The sequence below is a fragment of the Streptomyces spiralis genome (genome assembly GCF_014654675.1).
Taxonomy (GTDB): domain Bacteria; phylum Actinomycetota; class Actinomycetes; order Streptomycetales; family Streptomycetaceae; genus Streptomyces; species Streptomyces spiralis.
In genome coordinates this window covers 14,252-40,225 of the sequence record NZ_BNBC01000019.1, presented here as the reverse complement: position 1 = coordinate 40,225, position 25,974 = coordinate 14,252, and the positions used below count along the sequence as shown (strand labels likewise).

Below are 25,974 nucleotides of genomic sequence, written 5' to 3'. Positions count from 1 at the left end.
TCATGCATGACGACCGCAGCCTGGTCGAAGGCCGCCTCAAGCGCGTCCTCGACGAGCGCATCCGCCCCGCCGTGTACCCCGAGTCCGTCCCCCTCCAGGTCGCGGTGTGGCACGCGCCCGGCGAGCCCGTGCCGGTGGCCGAAGGACTGGCCGCAGAGCCGGAGCCGATCGAGGTGGGCGCCCGCTGGGGTGCTCCGTGGGGCACCAGCTGGTTCCGGGTGACCGGGACCGTGCCGCAGGAGTGGGCCGGGCGGACCGTCGAGGCCCTGCTCGACCTCGGCTTCGACGAGAACATGCCCGGCTTCCAGTGCGAGGGCCTGGTCTACCGGCCCGACGGCACACCGGTGAAGGGCCTCAACCCGCGCAACCAGTGGGTCCGGATCGGGGCGCCCGTCGCGGGCGGCGAGGAGGTGCGGCTGCACATCGAGGCCGCCTCCAACCCGGTCATCCTCGACTACCACCCCTTCCTGCCCACGCGGCTCGGCGACAAGGAGACCGCGGGCAGCGAGCCCCAGTACACGCTGACCCGCATGGACCTCGCGGTCTTCGACGAGACCGTGTGGCAGCTGGTCGTCGACCTGGAGGTGCTGGGTGAGCTGATGGCCGAGCTGCCGGTGGACTCCCAGCGCCGCTACGAGATCCTGCGCGCGGTGGACCGGGCGCTCGACGCCGTCGACCTCCAGGACGTGAACGGCACCGCCGCACGGGCCCGCGCGCGGCTCACCGGCGTGCTGTCCGCGCCCGCCGTTCCCTCCGCGCACCGCATCAGCGCGGTCGGGCACGCGCACATCGACTCGGCGTGGCTGTGGCCGCTGCGCGAGACGGTGCGCAAGGTGGCCCGTACGACGTCCAACATGACCGCCCTGCTGGAGGACGAGCCGGACTTCGTCTTCGCCATGTCCCAGGCGCAGCAGTGGGCGTGGGTCAAGGAGCACCGGCCCGAGGTGTGGGCGCGGGTGAAGAAGGCGGTCGCGGACGGGCGGTTCGTGCCGGCCGGCGGGATGTGGGTGGAGTCCGACACCAACATGCCCGGCTCGGAGGCGATGGCCCGGCAGTTCGTGCACGGCAAGCGGTTCTTCCTGGACGAGTTCGGCATCGAGAACGACGAGGCCTGGCTGCCCGACACCTTCGGCTTCGCCGCCGGACTGCCGCAGATCATCAGGGCGGCCGGCTCCACCCGGCTGCTGACACAGAAGATCTCCTGGTCGCAGACCAACAAGTTCCCCCACCACACCTTCCAGTGGGAGGGCATCGACGGCACCCGGATCTTCACGCACTTCCCGCCGGTCGACACCTACAACTGCTCCATGAAGGGCAGCGAGATCGCCCACGCGGCCCGCAACTTCAAGGACAAGGGCGTCGCCCGGCACTCCCTCGCCCCCACCGGCTGGGGCGACGGAGGCGGCGGCACCACCCGTGAGATGGTCGCCAAGGCGGCCCGGCTGCGCGACCTGGAAGGCTCGGCGCAGGTGGTGTGGGAGACCCCGCGGGCCTTCTTCGACAAGGCCGAGGCCGAGTACCCCGAACCGCCCGTGTGGGTCGGCGAGCTGTACCTGGAGCTGCACCGCGCCACCCTGACCAGTCAGGCCAGGACCAAGCAGGGCAACCGGCGCAGCGAGCACCTGCTCCGGGAGGCCGAGCTGTGGGCGGCGACGGCGGCGGTGCGGACCGGATTCACCTACCCGTACCAGGAGCTGGACCGCATCTGGAAGACGGTGCTGCTCCACCAGTTCCACGACATCCTGCCCGGCTCGTCCATCGCCTGGGTGCACCGCGAGGCCCGGGCGACGTACGAGTGGATCGCCGGTGAGCTGACCGCGATCATCGAGGCGGCCCAGCGCGCGCTGGCGGGCGAAGGCACCACTCCGCTCGTCTTCAACGCGGCCCCGCACGCCCGCGCGGGCGTCCCGGCCGGCGGCGCCGCCACCCCGGCCGCCGGTGACCGGACGCGCCTGGCGCCCCGTGCGGGCGGCGGGCACGTCCTGGACAACGGGCTGCTGCGGATCGAGATCGACGACCGCGGCCTGGTCGTCTCGGCGTACGACGTGGAGGCCGAACGGGAGACGATCGCCCCGGGCCGGGCCGCGAACCTCCTCCAACTGCACCCGGACTTCCCGAACATGTGGGACGCCTGGGACGTGGACGAGTTCTACCGCAACACCGTCACCGATCTGACGGACGCGGACTCGGTGACGGCCGGCGAGGACGGCGCCTCGGTGCGGATCGTACGGTCCTTCGGCGCCTCCCGGGTCACCCAGGTGCTGTCGCTGGCGGCGGGGGAACGGCGGCTGGTGCTGGACACGGAGGTGGACTGGCACGAGACGGAGAAGTTCCTCAAGCTCGCCTTCCCGCTGGACGTGCACGCCGAACGGTACGCCTCCGAGACCCAGTTCGGGCACTTCCACCGGCCCACCCACACCAACACCTCGTGGGAGGCGGCCAAGTTCGAGGCCTGCAACCACCGGTTCGTGCACGTGGAGGAGCCGGGCTGGGGCGTGGCGATCGTCAACGACTCGACGTACGGCCACGACGTGACCCGTACCGTCCGCACGGACGGCGACCGGGGCACCACCACCACGGTCCGGGTGTCGCTGCTGCGCGCCCCGCGCTTCCCCGACCCCGAGACCGACCAGGGCGTCCACCGCTTCCGGCACGCCTTGGTGCCGGGCGCGGACATCGGCGACGCGGTCCGCGAGGGCTGGCGCGTCAACGTGCCCGAGCGGCGGCTGACCGGTGCCGGGGAGGTCGCGCCGCTGGTGACGGTGGACCAGGACGCGGTGGTCGTGACGGCGGTGAAGCTGGCCGACGACGGCAGCGGCGACGTGGTGGTCCGCTTCCACGAGGCCCACGGCGGACGCGCCCGGGCCACGCTGACGGCGGGATTCGAGGTCGCGGACGTCACGGTGACGGACCTCCTGGAGCGGCCCCTGGCCGACGCCGCGGCACCGGAGCGCGACGGCGGCCGGATCGCGGTGCGGCTGCGGCCGTTCGAGCTGGTGACGCTGCGGCTGCGCCGCGCCTGAGCCGGCCGGACAGGCACTCGGGGAGGGCGGCACGGCCATCGGCCGCCGTGCCGCCCTCCCCGGCCTTTGCGCGCACGGCCCCGGCCGCGATGATGGGGCGATGCGACGAAGAAGCGTCCCCGATCAGTCGTGGGCCTCGGCACCGGATCCGCTGCTGGCCCTGGTCCGACGGGAGTTGGCGTTCTACGCGCGGTCCTGCGACCGCGCCCGGAGGCTGCACCACGTGACGGAGCTGGGCGCACTCGGCACCACCTCGGTGACGGTCGTCGCCGCCGGGCTGCACGCCCCGGCCTGGCTGACCGCGCTGATCGCGGGCGGCGCCGTCTTCTTCACCGGGATGCGGCAGCTCTACAGCCCCGGTTCCCGCTGGGTGCTGGCGGCACAGGCGCGGGAGACGCTGCGCCGGGCCCTGGACCGTTATCTGCTGCTGCCCGAGCCGGAACGCGACGCGGCGGCCCGGCAGGCCCTGCAGAGGGTGCTCGAGGAGGTCGGCGCCGACGAACTGCGGGAGTGGTCGCAGGCGCAGGGGCAGCGACCGGAACCGTCCCTGCCGGCCACCGGTTCCTGAGCGCGGCGGCGGGACGGCCGCACAGCCGTCATGACGGCCCCACCTGCGAGCGCAGCCACTCCTCCACCTCGCCCACGTGTGCGGCCGCCGCCGCCCGGGCCGCCTCCGGGTCGCGGGCGGCCAACGCCCGGAAGATCGCTGCGTGTTCGCGGCGGGTGCGGGCGAAGGCGCCCTCCTCCTGGTAGCCGCGCCAGACCCGGGCGCGGAAGGTGCGCGAGGACAGGCCGTCCAGGATCGCGGCCATCGTCTCGTTGCCCGCGGCCACCGCGATCTCCCGGTGGAAGGCGAGGTCGTGGGCGAGGATCTCCTCGGGGTCGTCGGTGGCGTTCATCGCCGTCAGGTGCTTCTCGACCGCGGCCAGCCGGTCCGGGGTGATGCGCGCCGCCGCCAGCGCGGTCGCCGTCGACTCCAGGATCCGGCGCACCTCCAGCAGCTCCACCAGGCGCGGGCCGCGGGTCAGGTCGGCGACGACACCGAACGTCTCCAGCAGATCGCCGGCCTCCAGCCGGGTGACGTAGATGCCCGAGCCGTGCCGGGCCTCCAGCACGCCCAGCACCGTCAGCGCCCGGATCGCCTCGCGCATCGAGCTGCGGGAGATGCCCAGTTGGGCGGCGAGATCCCGCTCGGTGGGCAGCCGCTGCCCCGGCTCCAGCAGCCCCTCCGAGATCATCCCCTTGATCCGTTCGATGGCGCGCTGCGTCACCGTGCCCTTCTGCGGAGCGGTCGCGGTGGCGCGGACCTCCGCCTCCGTCTCCCCGGTCGGCCCGGTCGGGGTCTCGTCCACGCCACTCCTCCTGTCGCCGTGCGCCGCAGTCTAGCCATCGATGTGGTCCGACCACTATGGCCAGAAGTCGAGAAAGCTTGGCTCCAGAGGGTGTCGCGGGCGCCAATTGGTCTGATAAGTATGCGGGCAACTGCTCGATCTCGCTCGATGAGGAGCCGACAGATGCCCGGCACACCAGTGCGGAACGGACGGCAAGGCAGGCGGCAAGGCAGGCGAAACTCCATCTGGGCGGTGCGCGCGACGGCCGTGGCCGCCTGCGGCACCCTGGCGCTCACGGCGTGCGGCAGCACCAAGGACAGCGGCGCCGCCGGCGCCGGGGGCGACGGCAGCGGCAAGGTCGGAGTGATCCTGCCCCTGCTGACCTCGCCGTTCTGGCAGTCGTACAACGATTACGTGCCCAAGATGGCCGCGTCCGAGGGTGTCGACGCACTGAAGACGGTCAACTCCAACAGCGACCCCTCGCAGCAGATCACCGACATCAACAACGAGCTCAACCAGGGCGTCAAGGGCCTGGTCGTGGCCCCGCTGGACAGCGCCGCCATCCAGGCCGGCCTCGACCAGGCCGAACGCAAGGGCGTGCCCGTGGTCGCCGTGGACGTGGCCCCCGACAAGGGCAAGGTCGCCATGGTGGTCCGCGCGGACAACGTCGCCTACGGCGAGAAGGCCTGCCAGTACCTCGGCGCGCACGTCACCTCGGGCAAGGTCGTGCAGATCATGGGCGACCTCGCCTCGGTCAACGGCCGTGACCGCTCGCAGGCGTTCCGCGCCTGTGTGAAGAAGAACTTCCCCAAGCTGAAGGTGCTGGAGATCCCCGCCAAGTGGGAGTCCGACACCGCCGCCTCCAAGCTCGACACGCTCCTCAACGCCAACCCCGACATCAAGGGCATCTACCTGCAGGCCGGCGGCGTCTACCTCGCGCCCACCCTGCAGACCCTGAAGTCGAAGAACATGCTGAAGAAGGCCGGGGCGGGCGGTCACATCGTGATCGTCTCCAACGACGGCATCCCGCAGGAGTTCGACGCCATCCGCAAGGGCGAGATCGACGCCACGGTCTCCCAGCCCGCCGACGCCTACGCCAAGTACGGCATGTACTACATCAAGGCGGCGATGCAGGGGAAGAAGTTCCAGCCCGGGCCGACCGACCACGACTCGACGATCGTGAAGCTGCCCAGCGGCATCCTGGAGGACCAGCTGCCCGCGCCCCTGGTCACCAAGGACAACGTGGACGACCCCAAGCTGTGGGGCAACACGGTCAAATGAGCAGCCCCGTCATCACCCCGCTGGTGGAGGCGCGGGGCGTCGCCAAGCGGTACGGCCCGACGGTCGCCCTCGCGGACGGCCGGCTCACCGTCCTGGCCGGCGAGTCCCACGCCCTGGTCGGCCGCAACGGCGCCGGCAAGTCCACCCTCGTGACCGTCCTCACCGGCCTCCAGGCCCCCGACGAGGGCGAGGTCCGCTTCGACGGCGAGCCCGCACCTGCGCTCACCGACCGCGACGCCTGGCGCCGCAGGGTCGCCTGCGTGTACCAGAAGCCGACGGTCGTCCCCGAACTCACCGTCGCCGAGAACCTGTTCATCAACCGTCAGCCCACGGGACCCGGCGGCTTCATCAGCTGGCGCAGGCTGAGGGCCCAGGCGGCCGAGCTCCTCGACACCTGGGACGTACGCGTCGACCCGGAGGCACGTACCCGTGAACTCAAGGTCGAGGACCGGCAGATGGTGGAGATCGCCCGTGCGCTGAGCTTCGGCGCGCGCTTCATCGTCCTCGACGAACCCACCGCCCAGCTCGACAACCGGGAGATCGAGCGGCTGTTCACCCGTATGCGGGCCCTTCAGGAGTCCGGTGTCACCTTCCTGTTCATCTCGCACCACCTCCAGGAGGTCTACGAGGTCTGCCAGACCGTCACCGTGCTGCGCGACGCCCGCTGGATCACCACCGCCCCCGTCGCCGACCTGCCGCGGGCCGCGCTGGTGGAGGCGATGGCGGGGGAGTCGGTCGCGGAGCACGAGAGCAGATACGTCCGCGGCGCGGCGGCCGCCGACGCCCCCGTCGTGCTCACCGCGCACGGCCTGACCTCCGAGGCGTACGAGAACGCCGACCTCACCGTGCGCGGTGGCGAGGTCGTCGGGCTCGCCGGCTCCAGCGGCAGCGGCAAGATCGAGCTCGCCGAGTCGTTCGCCGGACTGCACACCCCCACCGGAGGAACCGCCGAACTCGGCGGCGAAAAGCTCCCGTTCGGCGACGTGCAGGCCGCACTGCGGGCCGGGGTCGGCTGCGTGCCGCGCGACCGGCACGAGCAGGGCCTGGTCGCCGCAATGACCGTGGGCGACAACGCCGTCATGAGTGTGCTGAACCGGCTCGGCCGCTTCGGCTTCGTCGCCACCGAGACCCGGCGCGCCGTCGCCCGCGAGCTGATCGAGCGCCTCGACATCCACACCGAGGGCCCCGAGCAGCCGGTGTCCGACCTGTCCGGCGGCAACGCGCAGAAGGTCGTCATGGCCCGCGCCCTCGCCTCCGACCCGCGCCTGCTCGTCCTCATCAACCCCACCGCGGGCGTCGACGTGAAGTCCAAGGAGTCCCTGCTGGCGCGGGTGGACAGCGCCCGCGAGGACGGCACCGCCGTCCTCGTCGTCTCCGACGAACTCGACGACCTCAGGCGCTGCGACCGCGTCCTCGTCCTGTTCCACGGCCGGATCGTCGCCGAGCACCGGGCGGGCTGGCGCGACCACGAGCTGATCGCCTCCATCGAAGGAGTGGACCATGGCTGACACCAAGGCGGCCCGGCCGCCCGCCGCCCTTGGCGCCCCCGCCGCCGCCTCGGCCAGGACGGTCCTGCTGCGCCGGGCCCGCGAACTCGCCCTCGTGCCCGCCCTGTCGCTGCTCATGGTGCTCGGCACGATCGTCAACGACTCGTTCCTCACCGAACGGAACCTGATCTCGATCCTGGGCGCCTCCGCAGCCCTGGCCATGGTCGTGCTCGCCGAGTCGCTGGTGCTGATCACCGGCAAGTTCGACCTCTCCCTGGAATCCGTGGTCGGCATCGCGCCCGCCGTGGGGGCGCTGCTCGTGCTGTCCTCGGCGCAGTCGGGCTGGGGCACCGGGTTCCCGGCCCCCGTGGCCCTGCTCGCGGTCCTCGTCGCCGGCGCGGCCGTCGGCGCGTTCAACGGCGTCCTGGTCGTCAGGTTCAGGCTCAACGCCTTCATCGTGACCCTGGCCATGCTGATCGTGCTGCGCGGCCTGCTGGTCGGCGCGACCGAGGGGAAGACGCTGTTCGGCATGCCCGACGCCTTCTACTCCCTGGCCACCACCACCTTCCTGACCATCCCGCTGTCGGTGTGGCTGGCAGCCGTCGCCTTCGCGGTGACCGGACTCCTCCTGAAGTACCACCGCGTGGGCCGCGCCCTGTACGCCATCGGCGGCAACGCGGACGCGGCCCGCGCGGCCGGCATCCGCGTCGAGCGGGTGGTGCTCGGCGTGTACGTCGTCGCGGGCGTCCTCGCCTCCGTCGGCGGCATCATGCAGACCGGCTACGTCGGCGCGATCAGCGCCAACCAGGGCCAGAACATGATCTTCACGGTGTTCGCGGCCGCGGTGATCGGCGGCATCAGCCTCGACGGCGGCAAGGGCACCATGTTCGGCGCGCTGACCGGCGTACTCCTGCTCGGCGTGGTGCAGAACCTGCTCACCCTCGCGCAGGTGCCGTCGTTCTGGATCCAGGCCATCTACGGCGGGATCATCCTGGTCGCCCTCATGATCGCGCGCGTGACGACGGGCCGCGCCCAGGACTGACCGCGCCGGTTCCCCCGTCACCGACCGAAAGGCCATCCGTGTCCCCGACGCCCGAGCGCATCACCGCGGTCGACACCCACGACATCCGCTTCCCCACCTCGCGCGAGCTCGACGGCTCCGACGCGATGAACCCGGACCCTGACTACTCGGCGGCCTACGTCGTGCTGCGCACGGACGCCGCGGACGGCCTGGAGGGACACGGATTCACCTTCACCATCGGGCGCGGCAACGACGTCCAGGTCGCCGCGATCCACGCGCTGCGCCACCACGTGACCGGACGGACCGTCGAGGAGGTGTGCGCCGACCCCGGATCGCTCTTCCGGGACCTGATCGGCGACAGCCAACTGCGCTGGCTGGGCCCCGAGAAGGGCGTGATGCACATGGCGATCGGCGCGGTCGTCAACGCGGTGTGGGACATGGCCGCCAAGCGTGCGGGCAAGCCCCTGTGGCGGCTGCTCGCCGAGGCCGACCCCGCGTGGCTGGTCGGCCAGATCGACTTCCGGTACATCGACGACGCCCTCACCCCCGAGGAGGCGCTGCACATCCTGCGCCGCGGCCGGCAGGGCGCGCCGGAGCGCACCGCCCGGCTCCTGGAGCGCGGCTACCCCGCCTACACGACCTCGGCTGGCTGGCTCGGCTACGACGACGAGAAACTGACCCGGCTCGCCGCCCAGGCCGTCGCCGAGGGCTTCACACAGATCAAGCTCAAGGTCGGCGCGGATCTGGAGGACGACATACGGCGCTGCCGCGTGGCCCGAGCGGTGATCGGCCCCGGCATCCGCATGGCCGTCGACGCCAACCAGCGGTGGGGGGTGGCGGAGGCGATCCGCTGGACGAGGGCGCTGGCCCCGTTCGACCCGTACTGGATCGAGGAGCCCACCAGCCCCGACGACGTGCTCGCCCACGCGGCCATCCGCGAGGCCGTGGCCCCGGTGAAGGTCGCCACCGGCGAGCACGTGCAGAACCGCATCGTCTTCAAGCAGATGCTCCAGGCCGGCGCCCTCGACGTGCTCCAGATCGACGCCGCCCGCGTCGGCGGCGTCAACGAGAACCTCGCGATCCTGCTGCTGGCCGCCAAGTTCGGCGTTCCGGTGTGCCCGCACGCCGGCGGGGTCGGCCTGTGCGAGCTGGTGCAGCATCTGTCCATGTTCGACTACGTGGCCGTCTCCGGCACCACCGAGGACCGCGTCATCGAGTACGTCGACCACCTCCACGACCACTTCCTGGACCCGGTGGTGATCCGCGACGGTCACTACACGGCGCCCACCACCCCGGGCTTCTCGGCCGCCATGCGGCCGGAGTCGATCGACCGCTACACGTTTCCGGGCGGCGGCTTCTGGGCCGCCGACCCCGACCGTCAGCAGCTTCAGAAGGGACAGGCCGCATGACCGACTTCGACGGACTCCGGGCGCTGGTGACGGGCGGCGCCTCCGGCATCGGCCGGGCCACCGCCGAACTCCTCGCCGAGCGGGGCGCGCAGGTCGCCGTCCTCGACCTGGACCCGTCGTCCGTGACCAAGCCGCTGCTCGCCTTCCGCGCCGACGTGACGGACGACGCCGGCGTGCGCGAGGCCGTCGCCGCGGCCGTCGCCGAACTCGGCGGACTCGACGTACTGGTCAACAACGCGGGCATCGGCGCCCAGGGCACCGTCGAGGACAACGACGACGAGGAGTGGCGCCACGTCTTCGACGTCAACGTCCTCGGCATGGTCCGCACGGCCCGCGCCGCCCTGCCGCACCTGCGCGACTCGCGGCACGCGGCGATCGTCAACACCTGCTCGATCGCCGCCACGGCCGGCCTGCCCCAGCGGGCGCTGTACAGCGCCACCAAGGGCGCCGTGTACTCCCTCACCCTCGCCATGGCCGCCGACCACGTCCGCGAGGGCATCCGCGTCAACTGCGTCAACCCCGGCACCGTGGACACCCCGTGGGTCGGCCGTCTGCTGGACGCCGCCCCCGACCCGGCCGCCGAACGCACGGCCCTCCGGGCCCGCCAGCCCGCCGGCCGCCTGGTGACGGCGGCCGAGGTCGCGGGCGCCATCGCCTACCTGGCCGGACCACTGTCCGGCGCCACCACCGGAACCTCCCTGGCCGTCGACGGAGGGATGCAGGGCCTGCGGCTGCGCCCGGCGGGCCGGTGAGCACCCTCGGCCGCAGCGCCGTCGCCGTCGGCCCCCTCGGCTTCGGCGCCGCCGCGATCGGCAACCTGTACGCCGAGGTCGGCGAGGAGCAGGCGCATGAGACCGTGGCCGCCGCCTGGCGGCACGGCATCCGCTACTTCGACACGGCACCGCACTACGGCCTCGGCCTGTCCGAGCGCCGCCTCGGCGCCGCACTGCGCAGCCGCCCCCGGTCGGAGTACACGATCTCCACCAAGGTCGGCCGGCTGCTGGAGCCCACGGACCGGGGCGGCGACGACCTCGCCCACGGCTTCGCCGTGCCGGCCACCCACCGCCGCGTGTGGGACTTCAGCGCGGACGGCGTGCGCCGCAGCCTGGAGCGGAGCCTGGAACGGCTCGGCCTGGACCGCGTGGACGTCGTCTACCTCCACGACCCCGACGACCACGCCGAACAGGCCTTCCGGGAGGGCTACCCGGCGCTGGAGAGGCTGCGCGCGGAAGGAGTGGTCGGCGCGATCGGGGCGGGCATGAACCAGTCGCGGATGCTGACCCGCTTCGTGAAGGACACCGACGTGGACGTGGTGCTGTGCGCCAGCCGCTACACCCTGCTCGACCAGAGCGCGCTGGCCGACCTGCTGCCCGCCGCCACCGAGCGGGGTGTGTCCGTGGTGATCGGCGGCGTCTTCAACTCCGGCCTCCTCGCCGACCCGAGGCCGGGAGCCACCTACGACTACGCGCGGGCGCCCGCCGAACCGCTCGACCGCGCACTGCGCATGAAGGCGCTCGCCGACCGCCACGGCATCACCCTGCGTGCCGCGGCCCTGGCCTTCTGTTCCGCCCACCCGGCGGTGGCGAGCGTCCTGAGCGGTGCGCGCTCGGCCGCCGAAGTACGCGACTGCGCCGAGCAGTTCGCGACCCCCGTCCCCGCCGCCTTCTGGCGGGAGCTGCGGGAGACGGGACTGCTGCCCGCCCGAGCCCCCGTCCCCACCGAGGAGAGTCCGCGTTGAGAGTCGCCCTGCACACCAAGGCTCGCGCCGACCGGATCGCCGCCTACGAGGCCGCCCACCGCGAGGTCCCCGCCGAACTCACCGCTGCCATCCGCGCCGCCGGCGCCACGTCCTGGACCATCTGGCGCAGCGGAACCGATCTGTTCCACCTGCTGGAGTGCGAGGACTACGGCCGTCTCCTCGCCGAACTGGAGGGGCTGCCGGTCAACGTGGCCTGGCAGGCCCGGATGGCCGAACTGCTCGACGTCGTGCACGACTACTCCGCCGAAGGCGCGGACGCCGGCCTGCCCGTCGTGTGGGAGCTGCCGTGACCGTCGACGCCCACCACCACGTATGGGACCTCGCCGTACGCGACCAGGACTGGATCACCGGCCCCGAACTCCGCCCGCTGCGCCGCGACTTCACGATGACCGACCTCGCACCGCAGGCGCGGGCGGCCGGAGTCGACCGCACGGTCCTCGTCCAGACGGTCACCGTGCCCGAGGAGACCCCGGAGTTCCTGGCCCTGGCCGAGGAGCACGAGCTGATCGCCGGAGTGGTCGGCTGGGTGGACCTCACCCGCCCCGACATCGCCGACGAACTCGCCCGCCTCAGCGGCCTCCCCGGCGGCCGCCACCTCAAGGGCATCCGCCACCAGGTCCAGGCCGAGCCCGACCCTCAGTGGCTGCTGCGCGCGGACGTGCGCCGGGGCCTGGCCGCCGTCGCGGCCGCGGGCCTGGTGTACGACCTGGTCGTCGTCCACCACCAGCTCCCGGCCTGCGCCAGGGCCGCGGCCGGCCATCCCGGGCTCACCTTCGTCCTCGACCACCTGGGCAAGCCCCCGATCGCCTCGGGCCGGCTGGAGCCCTGGGCGACGGCCGTCCGCGCGCTGGCCGCCCTGCCCAACACCGTCTGCAAGCTCTCCGGCATGGTCACCGAGGCCGACCTCGCGGCGTGGACACCCGACGACCTGCGGCCCTACGCGGACGTGGCCCTGGAAGCCTTCGGCCCGCGCCGTCTGATGTACGGCTCCGACTGGCCGGTCTGCACCCTCGCGGCGGACTATTCCGACGTCCTCACCACCGCCCGGGGCCTGACCGCCGCCCTGAGCGAGCCCGAACGCGTGGAGATCTTCGAGGGAACGGCCACCCGCGTCTACGGACTGTGAGCCGGTGACCCGGCCGGCCTCGGTCACGGCCTCTCGGCCGCCTCCACCAGCCGCACCGGCGGCAGAAACTCCCGTACGTAGGTCCGCTCCCAGCAGGCGCCCGTCTCACGCAGCTCCCGCCACGACGTGTAGCGGTAGCGGAACAGGCGGGCGCGGACGTACAGCGGGGGCCGGTCGCGCGGGAAGGGGGAGTGGCGCAGCAGCCGGAGGGTGTCGCGGTCGTTCTCCAGGAGCCGTTCCACCAGGGCGCCGAACCAGGCACCGGCGTACGCCGGCGACAGCGCCACGAACCACATCAGCCAGTCCAGCCGCAGGTGGTAGGGCGCGAACTGGCGCGGCCAGTGCCGCGGGTCCCCCGGCTTGCCCCTGAACTCGTACTCCCGCCACTCCGCGTCCTCGGGCGGTCCGTCGTCCAGCGTGCCCTCGACCACCACCTCGTAGCGGACGCGGCTGATGCTGCCGAACGCGCCGTAGGTGTTGACCAGGTGCAGCGGGTCGAAGGAGCGGTTCATGACCTGGCTCCGGGAGATCATGTTCACCACCGGGCGGTAGCTCAGGGCCACCACGAGCACGGCGACGGCCAGGACCACCACCTCGTACCACAGCGGCGCCGCGGGCACGGACGCCGGGGCGCGCCCCGGCCACTGGACGGCCGACAGGGCCAGCACGATCGTGATCCAGTTCAGCCAGGCGAAGTTGCCCGAGAGCACCAGCCACAGCTGGGTCAGGATCATCAGCGACGCCCCGGCCGTGGCGACCGGCTGCGGGGTGAACAGCAGGAACGGCACCAGCAGTTGCGTGACGTGGTTGGCGGCGACCTCGGCCCGGTGCAGGGGCGCCGGCAGATGGTGGAAGAACCAGCTCAGCGGGCCCGGCATCGGCTGTGTCTCATGGTGGTAGTCCAGACAGGTCAGCTTCCGCCAGCACTCGTCGCCCCGCAGCTTGATCAGCCCGGCGCCGAACTCGACACGGAAGAGGATCCAGCGCAGCAGGAACAGCACCACGATCGGCGGGGCCACCTCGTCGTTGCCCAGGAACACCGCGAGGAACCCGGTCTCCAGCAGCAGCGACTCCCACCCGAAGCCGTACCAGGTCTGCCCGACGTTGACGATCGACAGATACAGCGCCCACGGCACCAGCCACAGCAGCATGCCGCCCCACAGCGGAAGCCATGAGTCCAGACCCGCGAGCAGGGCGGCCGACACGGCGCATCCGGCCCACGCGACCGCCGCGAACAGAGCGTCGGAGTAGCGCCAGTGGAACAGGCTCGGCGCCCGCCGGAACGGCACCCGCTCGACGAACCGGGGGATCGGCAGCATGCCGCGCTCGCCGAGCAGCGCCCGGAACTGCAGGGCGGCCGTCAGGAACGCCACGAGATACACGGCGGCCAGGGCCCGCTGGAAGACCAGCCGGCTCAGCCAGTAGTCGGGTGCGATGAACCATCCCACGGCCCTGCACGCTCCTCTCCTCCATGGTGCCGCCGCCAGTCCTCGGCTCCGGGGCTCCGGCTACCCCTCTCCCAGCTCGAAGAATCGGACAAACCCTGGCAGGGTGGCTCCATGGCTGAACGGGGAGCGCGCACCCTGTCACTGCCGGACGACTGGCCCGTCCACCCGGACCCGATCCTGGCTCTCCACCGCATGGGAACCTTCGACTGGGACCTGGACACGGGTCTGTGCAGCCTGGACGCCATGGCCCACCGGATCTTCGACATCACCCCCGAGGAGTACGACGGCCACCCCGAGAGCCTGGGCTCCCGCGTCCCCGGCGGCGAGGGACAGCGTCTGGACGCCCTGGTGGCCCGCGCGATGAAGGACGGCAGCGAGCACTACGGCACCTACGTCCGCCTGCGCCTGCGCGACGGCTCCCTGCGCTGGGCCCACACCCAGGGCTGCATCCGCCGCGACGAGAGCGGCCGCCCCCGCCGGATCATCGGGATCGTCCGGGACGCCACCGAGGAGCTCGACGACAGCGCCGGCCGCGCACAGCGGCAGGCCCTGGACACCGCCCGGCGCGAGCAGACCAACGTCGTCCAGGCCACCACCGCCGCCCTCGCCCACGCACGCACCGTCCAGGACGTCATCGACGTCGTCAAGGACAGCCACGGCCTGGCCCTTCTCGGTTCCACCAGCATGGTCCTCGGCCTGGTCGAGGCCGGCCGGATCCGGCTGGTCGCCGAAGGACCGGAGGGCACCTCCGTACCCGGCACCCGCGTCACCCGGATCGACGAGCCCTACCCGATGAGCGAGGCCGTGCGCACTCTCAGACCCCGCTTCATCGAGTCCGCGGAGGAGTTCGCCGCGTGCTATCCGGTCCTGTGGCCGCACATCACCGGCCTGGACATCACCTCGGCCGCCTATCTGCCGCTGATCGCCCAGGCGCGCCCCATCGGCGGCATGGGCCTGCTCTACAGCGGCCGCCACGGCTTCTCCCAGGACGAGCGCAACGTCCTGGTCGCCCTCGGCAGCAGCATCGCGCAGAGCCTGCAACGGGCCATGCTCTACGAGCAGGAGAAGGACCTCGCCCAGAGCCTGCAGCAGGCCATGCTGCCGCGCACCATTCCCAGCGTGCCCGGCGCCGACGTCGCCGTCCGCTACCGCTCCGGCTACGCCGGCGGCTCCCTCGGCCGCGACATAGGCGGCGACTGGTACGACCTGATCCCGCTGCCCGGCGGCCGGGTCGGCGCCGTCATCGGCGATGTCCAGGGCCACGACACGCACGCCGCCGCCGTCATGGGCCAGCTGCGCATCGTGCTGCGCGCCTACGCCGCCGAGGGCCACACCCCGGCCACCGTGATGGCCCGCGCCTCCACCTTCCTGCACGAGCTCGACACCGACCGCTTCGCGACCTGCCTGTACGCGGAGGCCGACCTGTCCACCGGCGTCGTCCAGATGGTGCGCGCCGGGCACATCGACCCGCTGGTGCGGCTGGGCGACGGCAGCTGCCGCCGGGTCGCCGTCGCCGGCGGTCTGCCGCTCGGCCTGTCCGCGGAGTTCGGCGGCCTGGAGTACCCGGTCTGTGCCATGGAGCTCGACCCCGGGCACACCCTGGTGCTGTGCACCGACGGCCTCGTCGAAGTGCCCGGCGCCGATCTCGACGACGGCATGCGGGCCCTGGCGGCGTCCATCGCCGCGGGGCCCGAGGACGTACGGCACCTCGCCGACCAGCTGATCGAGATGGCCGAGAAGCGCGGCGGCGACGACGACGTGGCGCTGCTGGTGCTGCGCCGTCGCGCGCTGACCGAGCGGCAGCCCGTGGGCCGCCTGAAGCAGCACGTGGCGCCCGGCGACCCGGAGGCCCTGACCCGGGCCCGGCACCTGATCCGTGCCACGGTCCGCTCCTGGGGCGCCCGGGAGCGCTCGGACGAGATCGAACTGGTGGCCGACGAACTGATCACCAACGCCCTGCTGCACACCGAGGGCGCGGCCATCGTCACCCTGCGGGTGCTCAGCGGCAGCGACCGGCGGCTGCGGGTGGAGGTCGAGGACTCCTCCAGCGCCCTGCCGCGCCGCCGGGAGCCGGGGGAGCAGGGCGTCTCGGGGCGCGGTCTGCTGCTCGTCGACCGGCTCACCGACGTGTGGGGCGTGGAGGCGCGGGGCGGCGGCAAGTGCCTGTGGTGCGAGTTCGTGGTGCCGGAGAGCGCCTGAGCCGCCCCGCGCGGCGCGTGGCGCCGCCGGTGCCGGGTGGCACTCTGGAGGCATGCCGGAACTGCCCGAGGTGGAAGCGCTCAAGGACTTCCTGACCGAGAACCTGGTCGGTCACGAGATCGTCCGCGTGCTGCCCGTCGCGATCAGCGTCCTGAAGACCTACGACCCTCCCGTCGGTGCCCTGGAGGGCCGCGAGGTCACCGCCGTCGCCCGGCACGGCAAGTTCCTGGACCTGGTGACCGGCGACGGCCCGCACCTGGTCACCCATCTGGCCCGCGGCGGCTGGCTCCAGTGGAAGGACCGGCTGCCCGACGGGCCGCCCCGTCCCGGCAAGGGCCCGCTGGCCCTGCGGGTCGCGCTGGAGACCGGCGCGGGCTTCGACCTCACCGAGGCCGGCACCCAGAAGCGGCTCGCGGTGTACGTCGTACGGGATCCGCGGGAGGTACCGGGCGTGGCCCGGCTCGGCCCCGACCCGCTGGCCGACGACTTCGACGAGGAGCGCTTCGCCGGGCTGCTGGCGGGGGAGCGGCGCCGGATCAAGGGCGCACTGCGCGACCAGAGCCTGATCGCCGGCGTGGGCAACGCCTACAGCGACGAGATCCTGCACGCGGCGAGGATGTCCCCGTACAAGCTGGCCGCCTCCCTGACGCCGGAGGAGACCGGACGGCTGTACGAGGCGCTGCGCTCCACCCTGACCGAGGCGGTCGAGCGCTCCCGGGGCCTGGCGGCCGGCCGGCTGAAGGCGGAGAAGAAGAGCGGTCTGCGGGTGCACGGCCGCACCGGAGAGCCCTGCCCGGTGTGCGGGGACACCATCCGCGAGGTGTCCTTCAGCGACTCCTCGCTGCAGTACTGCCCCACCTGCCAGACGGGCGGCAAGCCGCTGGCGGACCGCCGGCTGTCCAGGCTGCTGAAGTAGCCCGGGGTCAGGCCGGGTCGAGCGTCACCAGGTGCCGCCCGTCCGCCGTGCGCACCTCGAAGCGGGCGATCTGGCCGGGATGCATCGCCGCGCCGCCCATCACGGTGTCCGGCCGGTCCTGGTGGGAGGGGACCATCCAGGTGGTCACCGTCTGCTCGGAGCCGTCCCGGCCCACGGCGACCAGCAGGCAGGAGTGCGGCCCCGCCGCGTCCTCGACCCGCAACCGCACCTCGCTGCCCCACTCCGCGTCCGCCGCACTGACCTCGGCCCACACCCCCGTCGTCGCGTCGGTCGCGGCGACCCGCACCGGCCCGTCGCCGTGCCGGGCGAGGACCGCGGCCGCCGGTCCGCCGACGGCGAGCACCACGGAGGCGGCCAGGCCGTACAGCATGCGCCGGCGCCCGGCCCGGTGCCGCCGCGCCACCTCGCCGACCAGCCGCTCCAGCAGCCGGGGCCCGGGCTGGGTCATGGGATGCACGAAGCGCGGCGTGGCCCGCCGGAAGAGCAGCAACTGCCGCGCCGTGGGGCCGAACTCGGTCACCTGCGCCGAACAGCTGGGGCACTCCATGAGGTGGTCCTCGAAGCGGAAGGCCTCCGCCTCGTCCAGCACGCCGAGCGCGTAAGCGCCGACGTCGCGATGCCTTTCCAGGGACCTCATGCCGAATCCTCGCGGTGGGTGCGGGTGGGGTTACTCGTTGCTCCCACCCGTACGCACCGCAGTGCCGAATCACTCAAGCCGCGCACCGAATCGTAATCAAGGGATTCGGAGCGGCCGGGCCCGCGGATTGGTCCGATCCCGGCCCTGGCCGGAAAACGTGCCCGGATCGCGTCCCCGGCTAGAAAAGATGGATGGCGAGGTGCCCCAGAGGCAGTCCGAGCCGCCAGGCGGGCGTCCACACCTTCGGCCCTTCGTCCTCGCTCACCGCGCCCGCCCCGCCCGGCACCGCGTCCAGGTCGGGCGCGAGCAGTTCGGTCTCCTCCAGCCACCGCCAGGCGGCCTCGGCCAGCGCCAGGTCCGGCGAGCGGACGCCGCAGGCGTGCGCGTCGGCCGCCAGATCGGCCATCCGCTCGCGCACCCAGTCCTCCCACGGCTGGTCGTAGGCGGTCAGCGACAGCCACGTCTCCAGCTGCGAGACCACCCGGATGCCGCCGAGCTCGCCGCCGGTGTCGGACAGGAAGACGGTCAGCGCCAGCGCGTCCCGCCCGGCGCGGAACTCCACGGACGCCGGCGGCATCAGATCGCCGGTGCGCAGCAGTTCGTCGGCGATGTACTCGGCGTACAACCAGGCCATGGGGACGACCAGTTCACCGCCGTCGCCGTCCGTGCTCTCTTGACCTCTGTGCAGCATCCCTTCCTGCCTTCCTCCGGTGCGTGCGCGTCGCCCGACCCCGGCTCCTGGGACAGGCCCATCCGGAACACGGATGAGGACAGCCGATTACTCAACAGTGGTCCACAGCAAGGCGCTTTACGGAGGTTTGACCCGGCGGTCGGTTTCAGCGCAGGTCGGCCGCGTATCCCGGAAGCACCCTGCGCAGGGCGCGCAGCGCGTAGTACGCACGGGACTTCACGGTACCGGGCGGAATGCCCAGGGTTTCGGCGGCTTCCGCCACACTCGCCCCCTGGAAGTACACCAGCACCAGGACTTCACGGTGCTGCGGAGTGAGTGTCTTCACAGCCTCCCGCACGTCGAGCGTCGCGGCGGCCCGCTCGGCGTGGTCGGCGATCACCCGTGTGTTCTCCAGGACCGCGTCGCCGACCTCCGGCGGCCTGGCCTGCCGGGCCCGGCGCGCGTCGATGGCGAGCCGGCGCGCCACCGTCAGCAGCCAGGGCCGTACGGAGGCGAAGGCGTCGGCGCGCAGCGCCTCGGGATGCTGCCAGGCGCGCACCAGCGTCTCCTGGAGCAGGTCCTCGGCGCGCTGCCGGTCGCCGTCGCACAGCCGCAGCAGCAGGGCGAACAGCGGCCGGCCGTGCTCGCGCTGGAGCGCGGCGAGCTCGTGCTCGGCGGTCGTGGTCACGCGGGGGAGGGCGGTTCCGGCCGTCATGGCCGTATCGCAGCGCAGGGTCCCGCCCCGGGACAGGGCACGCGCAGGGCTGTGCGGCGGACGGTCGATCGCGTCGACGAACGGTTCGACGAACGGTCCGTCACGGCCCGTGCGCCCCCCGGACGGACCAACGGCACGCGCCCGGGCTGTTTGCGACGGCCCCCGGCTTCATACCCATTTATCTGTCTTGTCCGTCTGTTGTCTTGTCTGTCTTGTCCGTCCATAGGACTGGTCCGGCGCACGAACGCAGTGAGGTGAACCGATGATCGCACGCAGACACCTGGTGGGCCTGGTCCTGACGGCCGTCCTCGCCGTGGCCGCCGCCTGCCAGGCCGACCGCCGGGACCAGGGGGAACCCGCCTCCCCGCAGGGTCAGTCCACGGCCCTCTGGCGCTCCGCCAGCACCGACCGTTTGTACGAGTACCCGAAGTAGACCACGCAGCCGATCAGGAACCACACGGCGAACCGCACCCACGTCTGCCACTGGAGGAACGTGATCAGCCAGATCGAGAAGACCACGCCCAGCGCCGGCACGAACGGCATCCACGGGGTGCGGAAGCTGCGCGGCAGGTCCGGCTGCCGGTATCGCAGCACGATCACCGCCGTGCACACCACCACGAACGCCAGCAGGATGCCGATGTTGGTCAGTTCGGCCGCCTCGGCGATCGGCAGGAACCCGGCGATGACCGCCGACGCCACCCCGACGATCCACGTCACCCGGGTCGGCACGTGCCGCGTGGGGTGCGTCTTCGCGAACCACCGGGGCAGCAGCCCGTCGCGGGACATCGAGAACCACACCCGGGTCACGCCCAGCATGAACGTGAACATCACGGTGAGGATGCCGATGATCGCGCCCACGGCGATCACGTCCGCCAGGCGGTTGAGCCCCACCGACTTGAACGCGGTGGAGAAGCCGCTCTCCTTGTCGATGTCCTTGTAGTTCTGCATGCCGGTCAGCACCAGGCAGGCCAGCACGTACAGCACCATCGCGATCGCCAGCGAGTAGATGATCGCCTTCGGCATGTGCCGCTGTGCGTCCTTGGACTCCTCGGCCGCCGTCGACATGGCGTCATAGCCGAAGACCGCGAAGAACACGGTCGCCGCGCCGGTGAACGCCCCGCCGATCCCGTAGGGGAAGAACGGGTGGTAGTTGGCGGTGTCCACATGGAAGATGCCCACGATGATCACCACCAGCACCACGAGCACCTTCAGCACCACGACGACCGTCTCGAAGCGGGCCGCGTTGCGGATGCCGAGGGTCAGCAGCCAGGCGATGAGCAGACACAGCACGGCGGCGAACAGGTCGACCTTGTGCCCGGACCCGGTGCCGGGCGCGCCCAGCATCCATGCGGGCAGCTTCGCGCCCATGTCCTCGATCAGGAAGCTGAAGTACCCCGAGATGCCGATGGCGACCACCGCCACGATCGCGGTGTACTCCAGCAGCAGGTCCCAGCCGATGAACCAGCCGGCGAACTCGCCGAGCACCGCGTAGCCGTAGGTGTAGGCGGAGCCCGCCTTCGGGATCATCCCCGCGAACTCGGCGTACGACAGCGCGGCGGCGGCACTGGCCACACCGGCGACGAGGAAGGACACCAGCACCGCGGGGCCGGCCGTGCCGTTGGCCACGGTGCCGGCCAGCGTGAAGATGCCCGCGCCGATGATGCCGCCCACGCCGATCGCGGTGAGCTGCCAGAGCCCCAGCGACCGTTCGAGTTTCGGTCCCTCGCCGGCTTCCGTCTCCTCGATGTGTTCGATGGGTTTACGCCGGAGAATGCCTTCACCCATCCGGAGCCTGGCCATGGGCCTCACCTCTTCGCAGACGGCAATCGGCTGACGGCGGATCATGATGGCCCAGCCCGGCCGCGTACGGAAGACACCACGCATCGCCCGGACGGCCCCAGCCGGGCCGCCACGACCGGCGCGAGCGCCCCTACGGCACCACCGTCACCGGCCAGCGCCCCGCCTTGACCAGCCGGACCGCCACCGAGCCGATGATCCGGTGGCCGGCCTTCTCGGAGGCGCCGACGACCACCGCGTCGGCCTTCAGCTCGTCCGCGGCCTTCACCAGGCCGTTGTACGGATCGCCGCGGAAGGTGTGGAACTCCCAGCGGACCTCGAATATCCCCTTCAGCCGCTCGGAGGCCTCCCGGATCTGCTGCACCAGTTCCTCGGCGATCTCGTCGGTCGTCTCGGCCACCGGCGCCCCCAGCGCCGCCCCGGTCGACATCACCGGCTGCACGTACACGAGGGCCAGGAGGGCGCGCTGGCGCCGGGCCAGGCCGGCGGCGTAGGCGGCCGCCCGCATCGAGGACTCCGAGCCGTCCACCCCGGCCACGATCACCTTCGGGCCGTCCGTGCCCCGCTCGAACCCCTGCGCGTGCCGCTCGCGCTCCTCGTGCTGTTCCGTCACACCTGCGAGGCTATCGGAAGCAGCCCTTCCGGCCGAGGCCCGGGGCGACCCCGATGACCAGCGGCCTTGGGCCGCCCGGCCGGTGCTCGGGCGGACGCGGCCACGCGGGTGCAATCGCGCCGCCGTACCGGTTCGGCGGCAGGCCTGCGGTCACTGATGAGTCATGCGGAAGGATCAGTTGCTCACGCGGCGCCGGGCGCTGCTCGCCGGGGCGGCCGCCCTCGGCGCGGCCGGCGCTGCCGGGACGGCCGGTCTGCTGCTGTCCGGCTCCTCCGGCACCGCGGCACGGCCGCCCGCCGCCCCCGCCGCGGGCGCCCAGGCGGGCAGCGTCCCCAAGTCCTCCGCGTACCGCCTGAGCCCCCTGACCGGAGACGCCCCACCGCGGGCCCTGCCGCTGCCGGCCAGGGTGCGGCACGCGCCGATCCTGCGCTTCTCCGGCCTCGGCGACACGATGCTGCTGACCTTCGACGACGGCCCCAACCCGGAGTACACCCCGCACATCCTCGACACCCTGGCCCGCTACGACGTGCGGGCCACGTTCATGGTGTGCGGCGAGATGGCCGACTGGAACCGGGACCTGCTCGCGCGGATGGCCGACGAGGGCCACGTCGTCGGCAACCACACCTGGACCCATCCGCTGCTCACCCGGCTCACCCGCCGGGAGATCCGCGACGAGCTCGAGGCCACCAGCGACATCATCGAGAAGGCCTACGGCGAGCGGCCCCTGTGGTTCCGCGCCCCCTACGGCGCCTGGAACCGCAACGTCTTCCAGCTCAACGCCGAGATGGGCATGGAACCGCTGGCCTGGACCGTCGACAGCCTCGACTGGACCACCCCCGGCACCACCACCATCGTCCGCCGGGTCGAGCGCGGCGCCGACCCCGGTGTCGTGGTCCTCTCGCACGACGCCGGCGGCGACCGCACCCAGACCGTCCACGCGCTGCGCAGATACCTGCCAAGACTGCTGGACGAGGGCTACCGCTTCACCGTGCCCCGCCGCACGTACACCTGACACGGCCCGCGCCCCGCCCCGCGGGCGCGAGAGTCGTCGTGCGGGGCGTTCAGCGGACCTCGACCAGGCGGGCGAAGACGACGACGTTCCCCGCGTATCCGGTCTGCTTGGTGTAACCGCCGCCGCAGGTGATGACCCGCAGTTCCGGTGTGCCCTTCGAGCCGTACACGCGCTCCCCGGGGAAGGCCGCCTTCTGGAACACCTCGACCCCGTACACCTCGAAGACCGCCGTCCTCCCGTCCTCCCGGTGGATGTCGATGTGGTTTCCCTTCTTCAGGGAGCCGAGCCCGTAGAACACCGCCGGGCCGTTCCTGTTGTCCACGTGGCCGTCGATCACCGCGGTCCCCTTTTCCCCGGGGGTGACGGCGCCGTTGAACCAGCCGGCCAGATTCGGGTCGTCCGGCGGCGGCGCGGCCACCCACCCGTCCGCGTCCACGCCGACCGGGGTGATGGGCGCGTCGACCTGGATCAGAGGGATCCGCACCCGGTCTGGCACCGAGTACGACAGCGGCCGAGGTGCCCCGGATCCGGTCGCGGGCGAGGCACCGGACTGCTGGCCGCCGTCCGGCGCGGCGGCCTTCGCGGGCTGCGGCGGACCGGCCTCGAACTCCCCCGAACCGTTGCGGATGAGGGCGAGTCCGGTGAGCAGAACGAGCACTATCACACCCCAGGGGACGCGCTTGGCCTGTGGCCCCTGCTCCTCCTCGGCCGTGTCGGTCAGCTTGCTCACTGACATTCGCCATCCCCTCTCGAACGTGGCCGCCGCCCCGCCCTTCGCGCATACAGGAACGCTAGGTCCCGCGCGCGAAGCCGGCGACGGGACGGAGGCGAACGGGTGGCGTCGCGGAATTCCGGTGCGCCGTCCGGGTCGTTCCGGACGGGCGTCTTCCGACAGCCCATGACCTGCGGCGACGTCCGACGGGGTGAATTCCCCCCGGATCGGGACTCACCAGGACGGACCACTCTCGAAATGCGAGCCGTCACAAGACATCTGACGGTGTGTTGCGAAGGCGCTGTCTCGCCGATCGACCGGGTACGTGTCCCGGGGCGCCTTCCCGGAGGATCCCATGCGCATGACTCGTATCCCCTTGGCGGTCCTGGTCGCCGTCGTCGCCACCGTCGGCTCGGCGGCCCCGACGGCCGTGGAGAAGGGCGGCGGCACCCCGCGCGCCGACGCGGCGGCCGGGCCGGGACGCGGAGGCGTCACGGCCGACGCGTGCCGCGGCGGCGGGCAGGCGGCGTCGCGGGCGTTCGGCGCGGTGCCGACGCGGCCGGCCGACGGGGCCGGCGTCACGGCGAGGTCCGTCGCGGCCCTGCGTCCGCACACCCCCGCCGTCACATACGGCGTCGCGGTCCGCTGCGACGGTCGCGCCCCGGCCCGCCCGGCGGCCTTCACCGCCGTCGGCCGCGCCCGTGCCGGTGCCGACGGCGCCACGACCACCGGCGGCGCCACCAAGGCCGACATCGCCATCGGCGGCGGGCTGATGGGGACCGGCGTTCTCGTGGGCGCCGTCTTCTGGATGCGCGGACGCTTCGGCAAGCGCGTCTGACGGCGGCAACTCGGCTCTACGGGGTGTCTCCCCCAACGCTCTGTCCGGTGACCACGGATCCGGTCCCCGCCTGTGCGGAGGCCGGATCCGCGTCGTCCTGAGTGCCTTGTGCCGGGTCAGGCCACGCCCTCCTCCCCGGTGCGGCGGCGCGAGAGGTAGTAGGCCGCGCCGACGGAGCCCGCGATGAGCGCGGTGCCCATCCCGATCTCCTTGAGGTCGAAGCCGGCGATGGTGCCGCCTTCGCCCGCGCGGACGCCGTGCCGGAAGTGCTCCGGCCGGCCGCCTCCTCCACCGCCGCGGCCCTCGTCGTCGAAGCCGCCGTCGTCGGAGCCGCCGTATCCACCACCACCGCCGCCGCCGTGAGAGCGGCTGTCCCCGCCGCCTCCGCCGTAGCCTCCGCCGTCGTCGGAGCGGCTGTCGCCGTAGGAGCGGCCCTCGCTGCCGTAGGAGTGGCCGCCGTCGCCGCCGCTGGCGAGGGCGGCGGGTGCGGAGAAGGTGAGGGCGCTCACGCCCAGCAGTGCGGCCGAAACGACGCGTATTACGCGCATGATGAATCCTCCGGGTCCCCGAGGAGCAGCTGCGGACCTCTTCCGCGTGTGCCGGAAATGCACCTCGATGATCGAAACGCTAGGAACATGTGCACTCCGGCGCGATCGCACTCGGGCGAACGGGGCAACCGTGTGGGCCGCACAGGGGACGGCGCTCCGGCGGGCGGGGGACAGGACGGCCGTGTCGGGCCGCCGCAGGACGGCCCGACCGGGATGAAGGAATGTCAGGCTCCGTGGAGCATGTCGTACGGTGAGGGCCCGTCAGCCGCCGATGTGCGGGAACAGGTCGAGGAAGGGTGCCGTCGACGCCGAGACCCCTCTGCTGTAGGGCGCGTCGAAGTCCCAGATCAGGAAGAGCAGGAAGGCGATCAGGGCGGAGAACAGCCCGGCCAGGACCAGCTCGCGGGTCGTACGCCGGATCTGCAGCGCGAACACCATGCCGATGGTGACGACGGCCCCGCCGATCAGCCCGAACCAGACCACGCCCGGCATCGTCGCCCCGGTCGAGCCGGCGCGGGCGGCGCGGGCCTGGTCGGCCGCGGTCACCTGGTCGACGAGCGGCTGGTAGGCCTGCGCCTCGAAGTCCGAGGCCGGCCGGTGGTCGGTGACGTCCGCGCGGATCTTGTCGAGCAGCTGGTCGCCCCGCACGGTGACCCTGCCGTGGTCCGCCATCGTCTTCCACTCGGTGGTGACGACGTGTCCGACATAGGCGTTGACATCGGCGCGGATGCGGTCGCGGACGTCCGGCGGGTAGACCCGGACGCGCTCGGAGATCTCGTGCAGCGCCTGGGCCTCCGCCTGGACGTGGTCCTGGGCGGCGACGCGCGCCTCCCAGACACCGGCGATGGCCAGGCCCAGCACGATGGCGTACACCACGCCGATCCACATCGTCATGTACTCGATGACGTCCGGGGTGTCGCTGGGATCGTCGTCCTCGGCCGCCGTGCGGTGCCGTACGAGCGTGATGACGACCACCACGGCACAGGCGGCCAGCATCGCGAGGACGAGAACAAGCCATTCCGACAACGGGTTCCTCCAGGGGTCAGCGCGGACGGAGCGCGGCGACGGCGGCCAGCGCGGGGATCGCGATGAGCAGGACGTAGGTGACGGGCGACGGGCCGTGCCGGGGCGTGGCCCGGTGCGGCTGCGGGCGGTAGCGCGGGTAGGTCACCCGCTTCGCCGAGGGGCGGGGACGGGGCTCGGGGTGCGAATCGGACGTCGGGGCAGGGGCCGGCGGTGGCGGCGGGGGCGGGGGTGTCGGGCGCGGTGAGGGCGCGGGGGCCGGCCGTACGGGCGGCGGCGTCGGCTCCGGTGGCGGGGTGGGTCTCGGTTTCGCCGGCGCCGGTCGGGGGGCGGGCTGCGGCGACGGAGGTGGTGGTGGGGGCGGGGGTGGCGGAGTGGGTGTGGGGCT

The 25,974-nt window shown here is 72.5% G+C and carries 26 protein-coding genes; 15 read left to right on the top strand and 11 right to left on the bottom strand.

Features of this window, described 5'->3' with window-relative positions; all coding sequences use genetic code 11:
- Positions 1-2 precede the first annotated feature (2 nt).
- On the top strand, positions 3-3,023 hold the full coding sequence (locus IE318_RS20450; RefSeq protein WP_189902387.1) for an alpha-mannosidase: 3,021 nt from the start codon (positions 3-5) through the stop codon (positions 3,021-3,023).
- Between the two features lie 100 nt (positions 3,024-3,123).
- Positions 3,124-3,591, top strand: coding sequence for a DUF4231 domain-containing protein (locus IE318_RS20445; RefSeq protein WP_051844710.1), 468 nt, complete (start codon positions 3,124-3,126; stop codon positions 3,589-3,591).
- A 28-nt stretch (positions 3,592-3,619) separates the two neighbouring features.
- Here IE318_RS20445 and IE318_RS20440 read toward each other — a convergent pair whose 3' ends face one another.
- Entirely contained in the window at positions 3,620-4,375 is a 756-nt protein-coding gene (locus IE318_RS20440; protein ID WP_373311232.1) for a FadR/GntR family transcriptional regulator, read from the bottom strand.
- A gap of 162 nt (positions 4,376-4,537) precedes the next feature.
- Between IE318_RS20440 and IE318_RS20435 the strand changes: the two genes are divergently transcribed.
- The 8 genes from IE318_RS20435 to IE318_RS20400 are packed head-to-tail and all read left to right on the top strand — an operon-like array spanning position 4,538 to position 12,437.
- Positions 4,538-5,635 carry a sugar ABC transporter substrate-binding protein gene (locus IE318_RS20435; RefSeq protein WP_189902385.1) on the top strand — a complete coding sequence of 366 codons (1,098 nt, stop codon included), beginning with the start codon at positions 4,538-4,540 and terminating at the stop codon, positions 5,633-5,635.
- Entirely contained in the window at positions 5,632-7,143 is a 1,512-nt protein-coding gene (locus IE318_RS20430) for a sugar ABC transporter ATP-binding protein (RefSeq protein WP_189902383.1), read from the top strand. Before IE318_RS20435 ends, IE318_RS20430 begins: the two co-directional genes overlap by 4 nt.
- Complete coding sequence (locus IE318_RS20425) at positions 7,136-8,164, top strand: ABC transporter permease (protein ID WP_189902381.1); 1,029 nt, start codon at positions 7,136-7,138, stop codon at positions 8,162-8,164. Before IE318_RS20430 ends, IE318_RS20425 begins: the two co-directional genes overlap by 8 nt.
- Before the next feature lie 38 nt (positions 8,165-8,202).
- Entirely contained in the window at positions 8,203-9,552 is a 1,350-nt protein-coding gene (locus IE318_RS20420; protein ID WP_189902379.1) for an L-fuconate dehydratase, read from the top strand.
- Positions 9,549-10,304 (top strand): SDR family NAD(P)-dependent oxidoreductase, encoded by a 756-nt coding sequence (locus IE318_RS20415; protein WP_189902377.1) that lies wholly within the window; start codon positions 9,549-9,551, stop codon positions 10,302-10,304. Before IE318_RS20420 ends, IE318_RS20415 begins: the two co-directional genes overlap by 4 nt.
- A complete protein-coding gene (locus tag IE318_RS20410; protein WP_189902375.1) occupies positions 10,301-11,290 on the top strand; it encodes an aldo/keto reductase in 990 nt (329 codons plus the stop codon). The genes IE318_RS20415 and IE318_RS20410 overlap by 4 nt, the downstream gene beginning before the upstream one ends.
- Positions 11,287-11,601, top strand: a complete 315-nt coding sequence (locus IE318_RS20405; protein ID WP_189902373.1) for an L-rhamnose mutarotase — start codon at positions 11,287-11,289, stop codon at positions 11,599-11,601. Before IE318_RS20410 ends, IE318_RS20405 begins: the two co-directional genes overlap by 4 nt.
- Positions 11,598-12,437, top strand: coding sequence for an amidohydrolase family protein (locus IE318_RS20400; protein ID WP_189902370.1), 840 nt, complete (start codon positions 11,598-11,600; stop codon positions 12,435-12,437). Before IE318_RS20405 ends, IE318_RS20400 begins: the two co-directional genes overlap by 4 nt.
- A 23-nt stretch (positions 12,438-12,460) precedes the next feature.
- Here the strand turns inward: IE318_RS20400 and IE318_RS20395 are convergent, their stop codons facing one another.
- Positions 12,461-13,885: a lipase maturation factor family protein gene (locus IE318_RS20395; protein ID WP_189902368.1), complete on the bottom strand. Its 1,425-nt coding sequence runs from the start codon at positions 13,883-13,885 to the stop codon at positions 12,461-12,463.
- 111 nt (positions 13,886-13,996) lie between these two features.
- Between IE318_RS20395 and IE318_RS20390 the strand changes: the two genes are divergently transcribed.
- Together IE318_RS20390 and IE318_RS20385 are read left to right on the top strand one after the other, a co-directional pair.
- Positions 13,997-16,084: a SpoIIE family protein phosphatase gene (locus IE318_RS20390; RefSeq protein WP_189902366.1), complete on the top strand. Its 2,088-nt coding sequence runs from the start codon at positions 13,997-13,999 to the stop codon at positions 16,082-16,084.
- Between the two features lie 52 nt (positions 16,085-16,136).
- The gene (locus IE318_RS20385) at positions 16,137-17,000 is read left to right on the top strand and encodes an Fpg/Nei family DNA glycosylase (RefSeq protein ID WP_030178312.1); all 864 of its coding nucleotides are present in this window, start codon (positions 16,137-16,139) and stop codon (positions 16,998-17,000) included.
- Between the two features lie 7 nt (positions 17,001-17,007).
- Here the strand turns inward: IE318_RS20385 and IE318_RS20380 are convergent, their stop codons facing one another.
- From IE318_RS20380 to IE318_RS20370, 3 genes are all read right to left on the bottom strand, one after another.
- Positions 17,008-17,658, bottom strand: coding sequence for a zf-HC2 domain-containing protein (locus IE318_RS20380; RefSeq protein ID WP_189902364.1), 651 nt, complete (start codon positions 17,656-17,658; stop codon positions 17,008-17,010).
- Positions 17,659-17,836: 178 nt separating this feature from the next.
- Positions 17,837-18,349: a hypothetical protein gene (locus IE318_RS20375; protein WP_189902361.1), complete on the bottom strand. Its 513-nt coding sequence runs from the start codon at positions 18,347-18,349 to the stop codon at positions 17,837-17,839.
- A 145-nt stretch (positions 18,350-18,494) separates the two neighbouring features.
- The gene (locus tag IE318_RS20370) at positions 18,495-19,043 is read right to left on the bottom strand and encodes a sigma-70 family RNA polymerase sigma factor (RefSeq protein WP_030178304.1); all 549 of its coding nucleotides are present in this window, start codon (positions 19,041-19,043) and stop codon (positions 18,495-18,497) included.
- 262 nt (positions 19,044-19,305) lie between these two features.
- Between IE318_RS20370 and IE318_RS20365 the strand changes: the two genes are divergently transcribed.
- Positions 19,306-19,476 (top strand): hypothetical protein, encoded by a 171-nt coding sequence (locus IE318_RS20365; RefSeq protein ID WP_189902359.1) that lies wholly within the window; start codon positions 19,306-19,308, stop codon positions 19,474-19,476.
- Here IE318_RS20365 and IE318_RS20360 read toward each other — a convergent pair.
- Both IE318_RS20360 and IE318_RS20355 read right to left on the bottom strand, forming a co-directional pair.
- Positions 19,416-20,843, bottom strand: coding sequence for an amino acid permease (locus IE318_RS20360; RefSeq protein WP_189902356.1), 1,428 nt, complete (start codon positions 20,841-20,843; stop codon positions 19,416-19,418). The genes IE318_RS20365 and IE318_RS20360 overlap by 61 nt on opposite strands.
- A gap of 130 nt (positions 20,844-20,973) precedes the next feature.
- Positions 20,974-21,453: a universal stress protein gene (locus IE318_RS20355; protein ID WP_030178298.1), complete on the bottom strand. Its 480-nt coding sequence runs from the start codon at positions 21,451-21,453 to the stop codon at positions 20,974-20,976.
- Between the two features lie 163 nt (positions 21,454-21,616).
- On the opposite strand from IE318_RS20355, the gene IE318_RS20350 reads away from it, so the two are divergent.
- Complete coding sequence (locus IE318_RS20350) at positions 21,617-22,465, top strand: polysaccharide deacetylase family protein (RefSeq protein ID WP_189902354.1); 849 nt, start codon at positions 21,617-21,619, stop codon at positions 22,463-22,465.
- A gap of 49 nt (positions 22,466-22,514) precedes the next feature.
- On the opposite strand, the gene IE318_RS20345 is transcribed toward IE318_RS20350, so the two are convergent.
- Positions 22,515-23,201: a class F sortase gene (locus IE318_RS20345; RefSeq protein ID WP_189902352.1), complete on the bottom strand. Its 687-nt coding sequence runs from the start codon at positions 23,199-23,201 to the stop codon at positions 22,515-22,517.
- A 337-nt stretch (positions 23,202-23,538) separates the two neighbouring features.
- Between IE318_RS20345 and IE318_RS20340 the strand changes: the two genes are divergently transcribed.
- Complete coding sequence (locus tag IE318_RS20340; protein ID WP_189902350.1) at positions 23,539-24,015, top strand: hypothetical protein; 477 nt, start codon at positions 23,539-23,541, stop codon at positions 24,013-24,015.
- Between the two features lie 116 nt (positions 24,016-24,131).
- Here IE318_RS20340 and IE318_RS20335 read toward each other — a convergent pair whose 3' ends face one another.
- From IE318_RS20335 to IE318_RS46145, 3 genes are all read right to left on the bottom strand, one after another.
- Entirely contained in the window at positions 24,132-24,563 is a 432-nt protein-coding gene (locus IE318_RS20335) for a hypothetical protein (protein ID WP_189902348.1), read from the bottom strand.
- A 261-nt stretch (positions 24,564-24,824) separates the two neighbouring features.
- The gene (locus IE318_RS20330; protein ID WP_189902346.1) at positions 24,825-25,589 is read right to left on the bottom strand and encodes a bestrophin-like domain; all 765 of its coding nucleotides are present in this window, start codon (positions 25,587-25,589) and stop codon (positions 24,825-24,827) included.
- 16 nt (positions 25,590-25,605) lie between these two features.
- Complete coding sequence (locus IE318_RS46145; protein WP_268256743.1) at positions 25,606-25,734, bottom strand: hypothetical protein; 129 nt, start codon at positions 25,732-25,734, stop codon at positions 25,606-25,608.
- Between the last annotated feature and the right edge of the window lie 240 nt (positions 25,735-25,974).

What these genes read in the sequence shown, in the direction of transcription:
- IE318_RS20445 (WP_051844710.1), top strand. Translation starts at nt 3,124, where the DNA reads ATGCGACGAAGAAGCGTCCCCGATCAGTCGTGGGCCTCGGCACCGGAT.
- IE318_RS20430 (WP_189902383.1), top strand. Translation starts at nt 5,632, where the DNA reads ATGAGCAGCCCCGTCATCACCCCGCTGGTGGAGGCGCGGGGCGTCGCC.
- IE318_RS20375 (WP_189902361.1), bottom strand. Translation starts at nt 18,349, where the DNA reads ATGCTGCACAGAGGTCAAGAGAGCACGGACGGCGACGGCGGTGAACTG.
- IE318_RS20335 (WP_189902348.1), bottom strand. Translation starts at nt 24,563, where the DNA reads ATGCGCGTAATACGCGTCGTTTCGGCCGCACTGCTGGGCGTGAGCGCC.
- IE318_RS20345 (WP_189902352.1), bottom strand. Translation starts at nt 23,201, where the DNA reads ATGTCAGTGAGCAAGCTGACCGACACGGCCGAGGAGGAGCAGGGGCCA.
- IE318_RS20425 (WP_189902381.1), top strand. Translation starts at nt 7,136, where the DNA reads ATGGCTGACACCAAGGCGGCCCGGCCGCCCGCCGCCCTTGGCGCCCCC.
- IE318_RS20450 (WP_189902387.1), top strand. Translation starts at nt 3, where the DNA reads ATGCATGACGACCGCAGCCTGGTCGAAGGCCGCCTCAAGCGCGTCCTC.
- IE318_RS20370 (WP_030178304.1), bottom strand. Translation starts at nt 19,043, where the DNA reads ATGACGGCCGGAACCGCCCTCCCCCGCGTGACCACGACCGCCGAGCAC.
- IE318_RS20360 (WP_189902356.1), bottom strand. Translation starts at nt 20,843, where the DNA reads ATGGCCAGGCTCCGGATGGGTGAAGGCATTCTCCGGCGTAAACCCATC.
- IE318_RS20340 (WP_189902350.1), top strand. Translation starts at nt 23,539, where the DNA reads ATGACTCGTATCCCCTTGGCGGTCCTGGTCGCCGTCGTCGCCACCGTC.
- IE318_RS20435 (WP_189902385.1), top strand. Translation starts at nt 4,538, where the DNA reads ATGCCCGGCACACCAGTGCGGAACGGACGGCAAGGCAGGCGGCAAGGC.
- IE318_RS20350 (WP_189902354.1), top strand. Translation starts at nt 21,617, where the DNA reads ATGCGGAAGGATCAGTTGCTCACGCGGCGCCGGGCGCTGCTCGCCGGG.
- IE318_RS20380 (WP_189902364.1), bottom strand. Translation starts at nt 17,658, where the DNA reads ATGAGGTCCCTGGAAAGGCATCGCGACGTCGGCGCTTACGCGCTCGGC.
- IE318_RS20415 (WP_189902377.1), top strand. Translation starts at nt 9,549, where the DNA reads ATGACCGACTTCGACGGACTCCGGGCGCTGGTGACGGGCGGCGCCTCC.
- IE318_RS20365 (WP_189902359.1), top strand. Translation starts at nt 19,306, where the DNA reads ATGATCGCACGCAGACACCTGGTGGGCCTGGTCCTGACGGCCGTCCTC.
- IE318_RS20385 (WP_030178312.1), top strand. Translation starts at nt 16,137, where the DNA reads ATGCCGGAACTGCCCGAGGTGGAAGCGCTCAAGGACTTCCTGACCGAG.
- IE318_RS20390 (WP_189902366.1), top strand. Translation starts at nt 13,997, where the DNA reads ATGGCTGAACGGGGAGCGCGCACCCTGTCACTGCCGGACGACTGGCCC.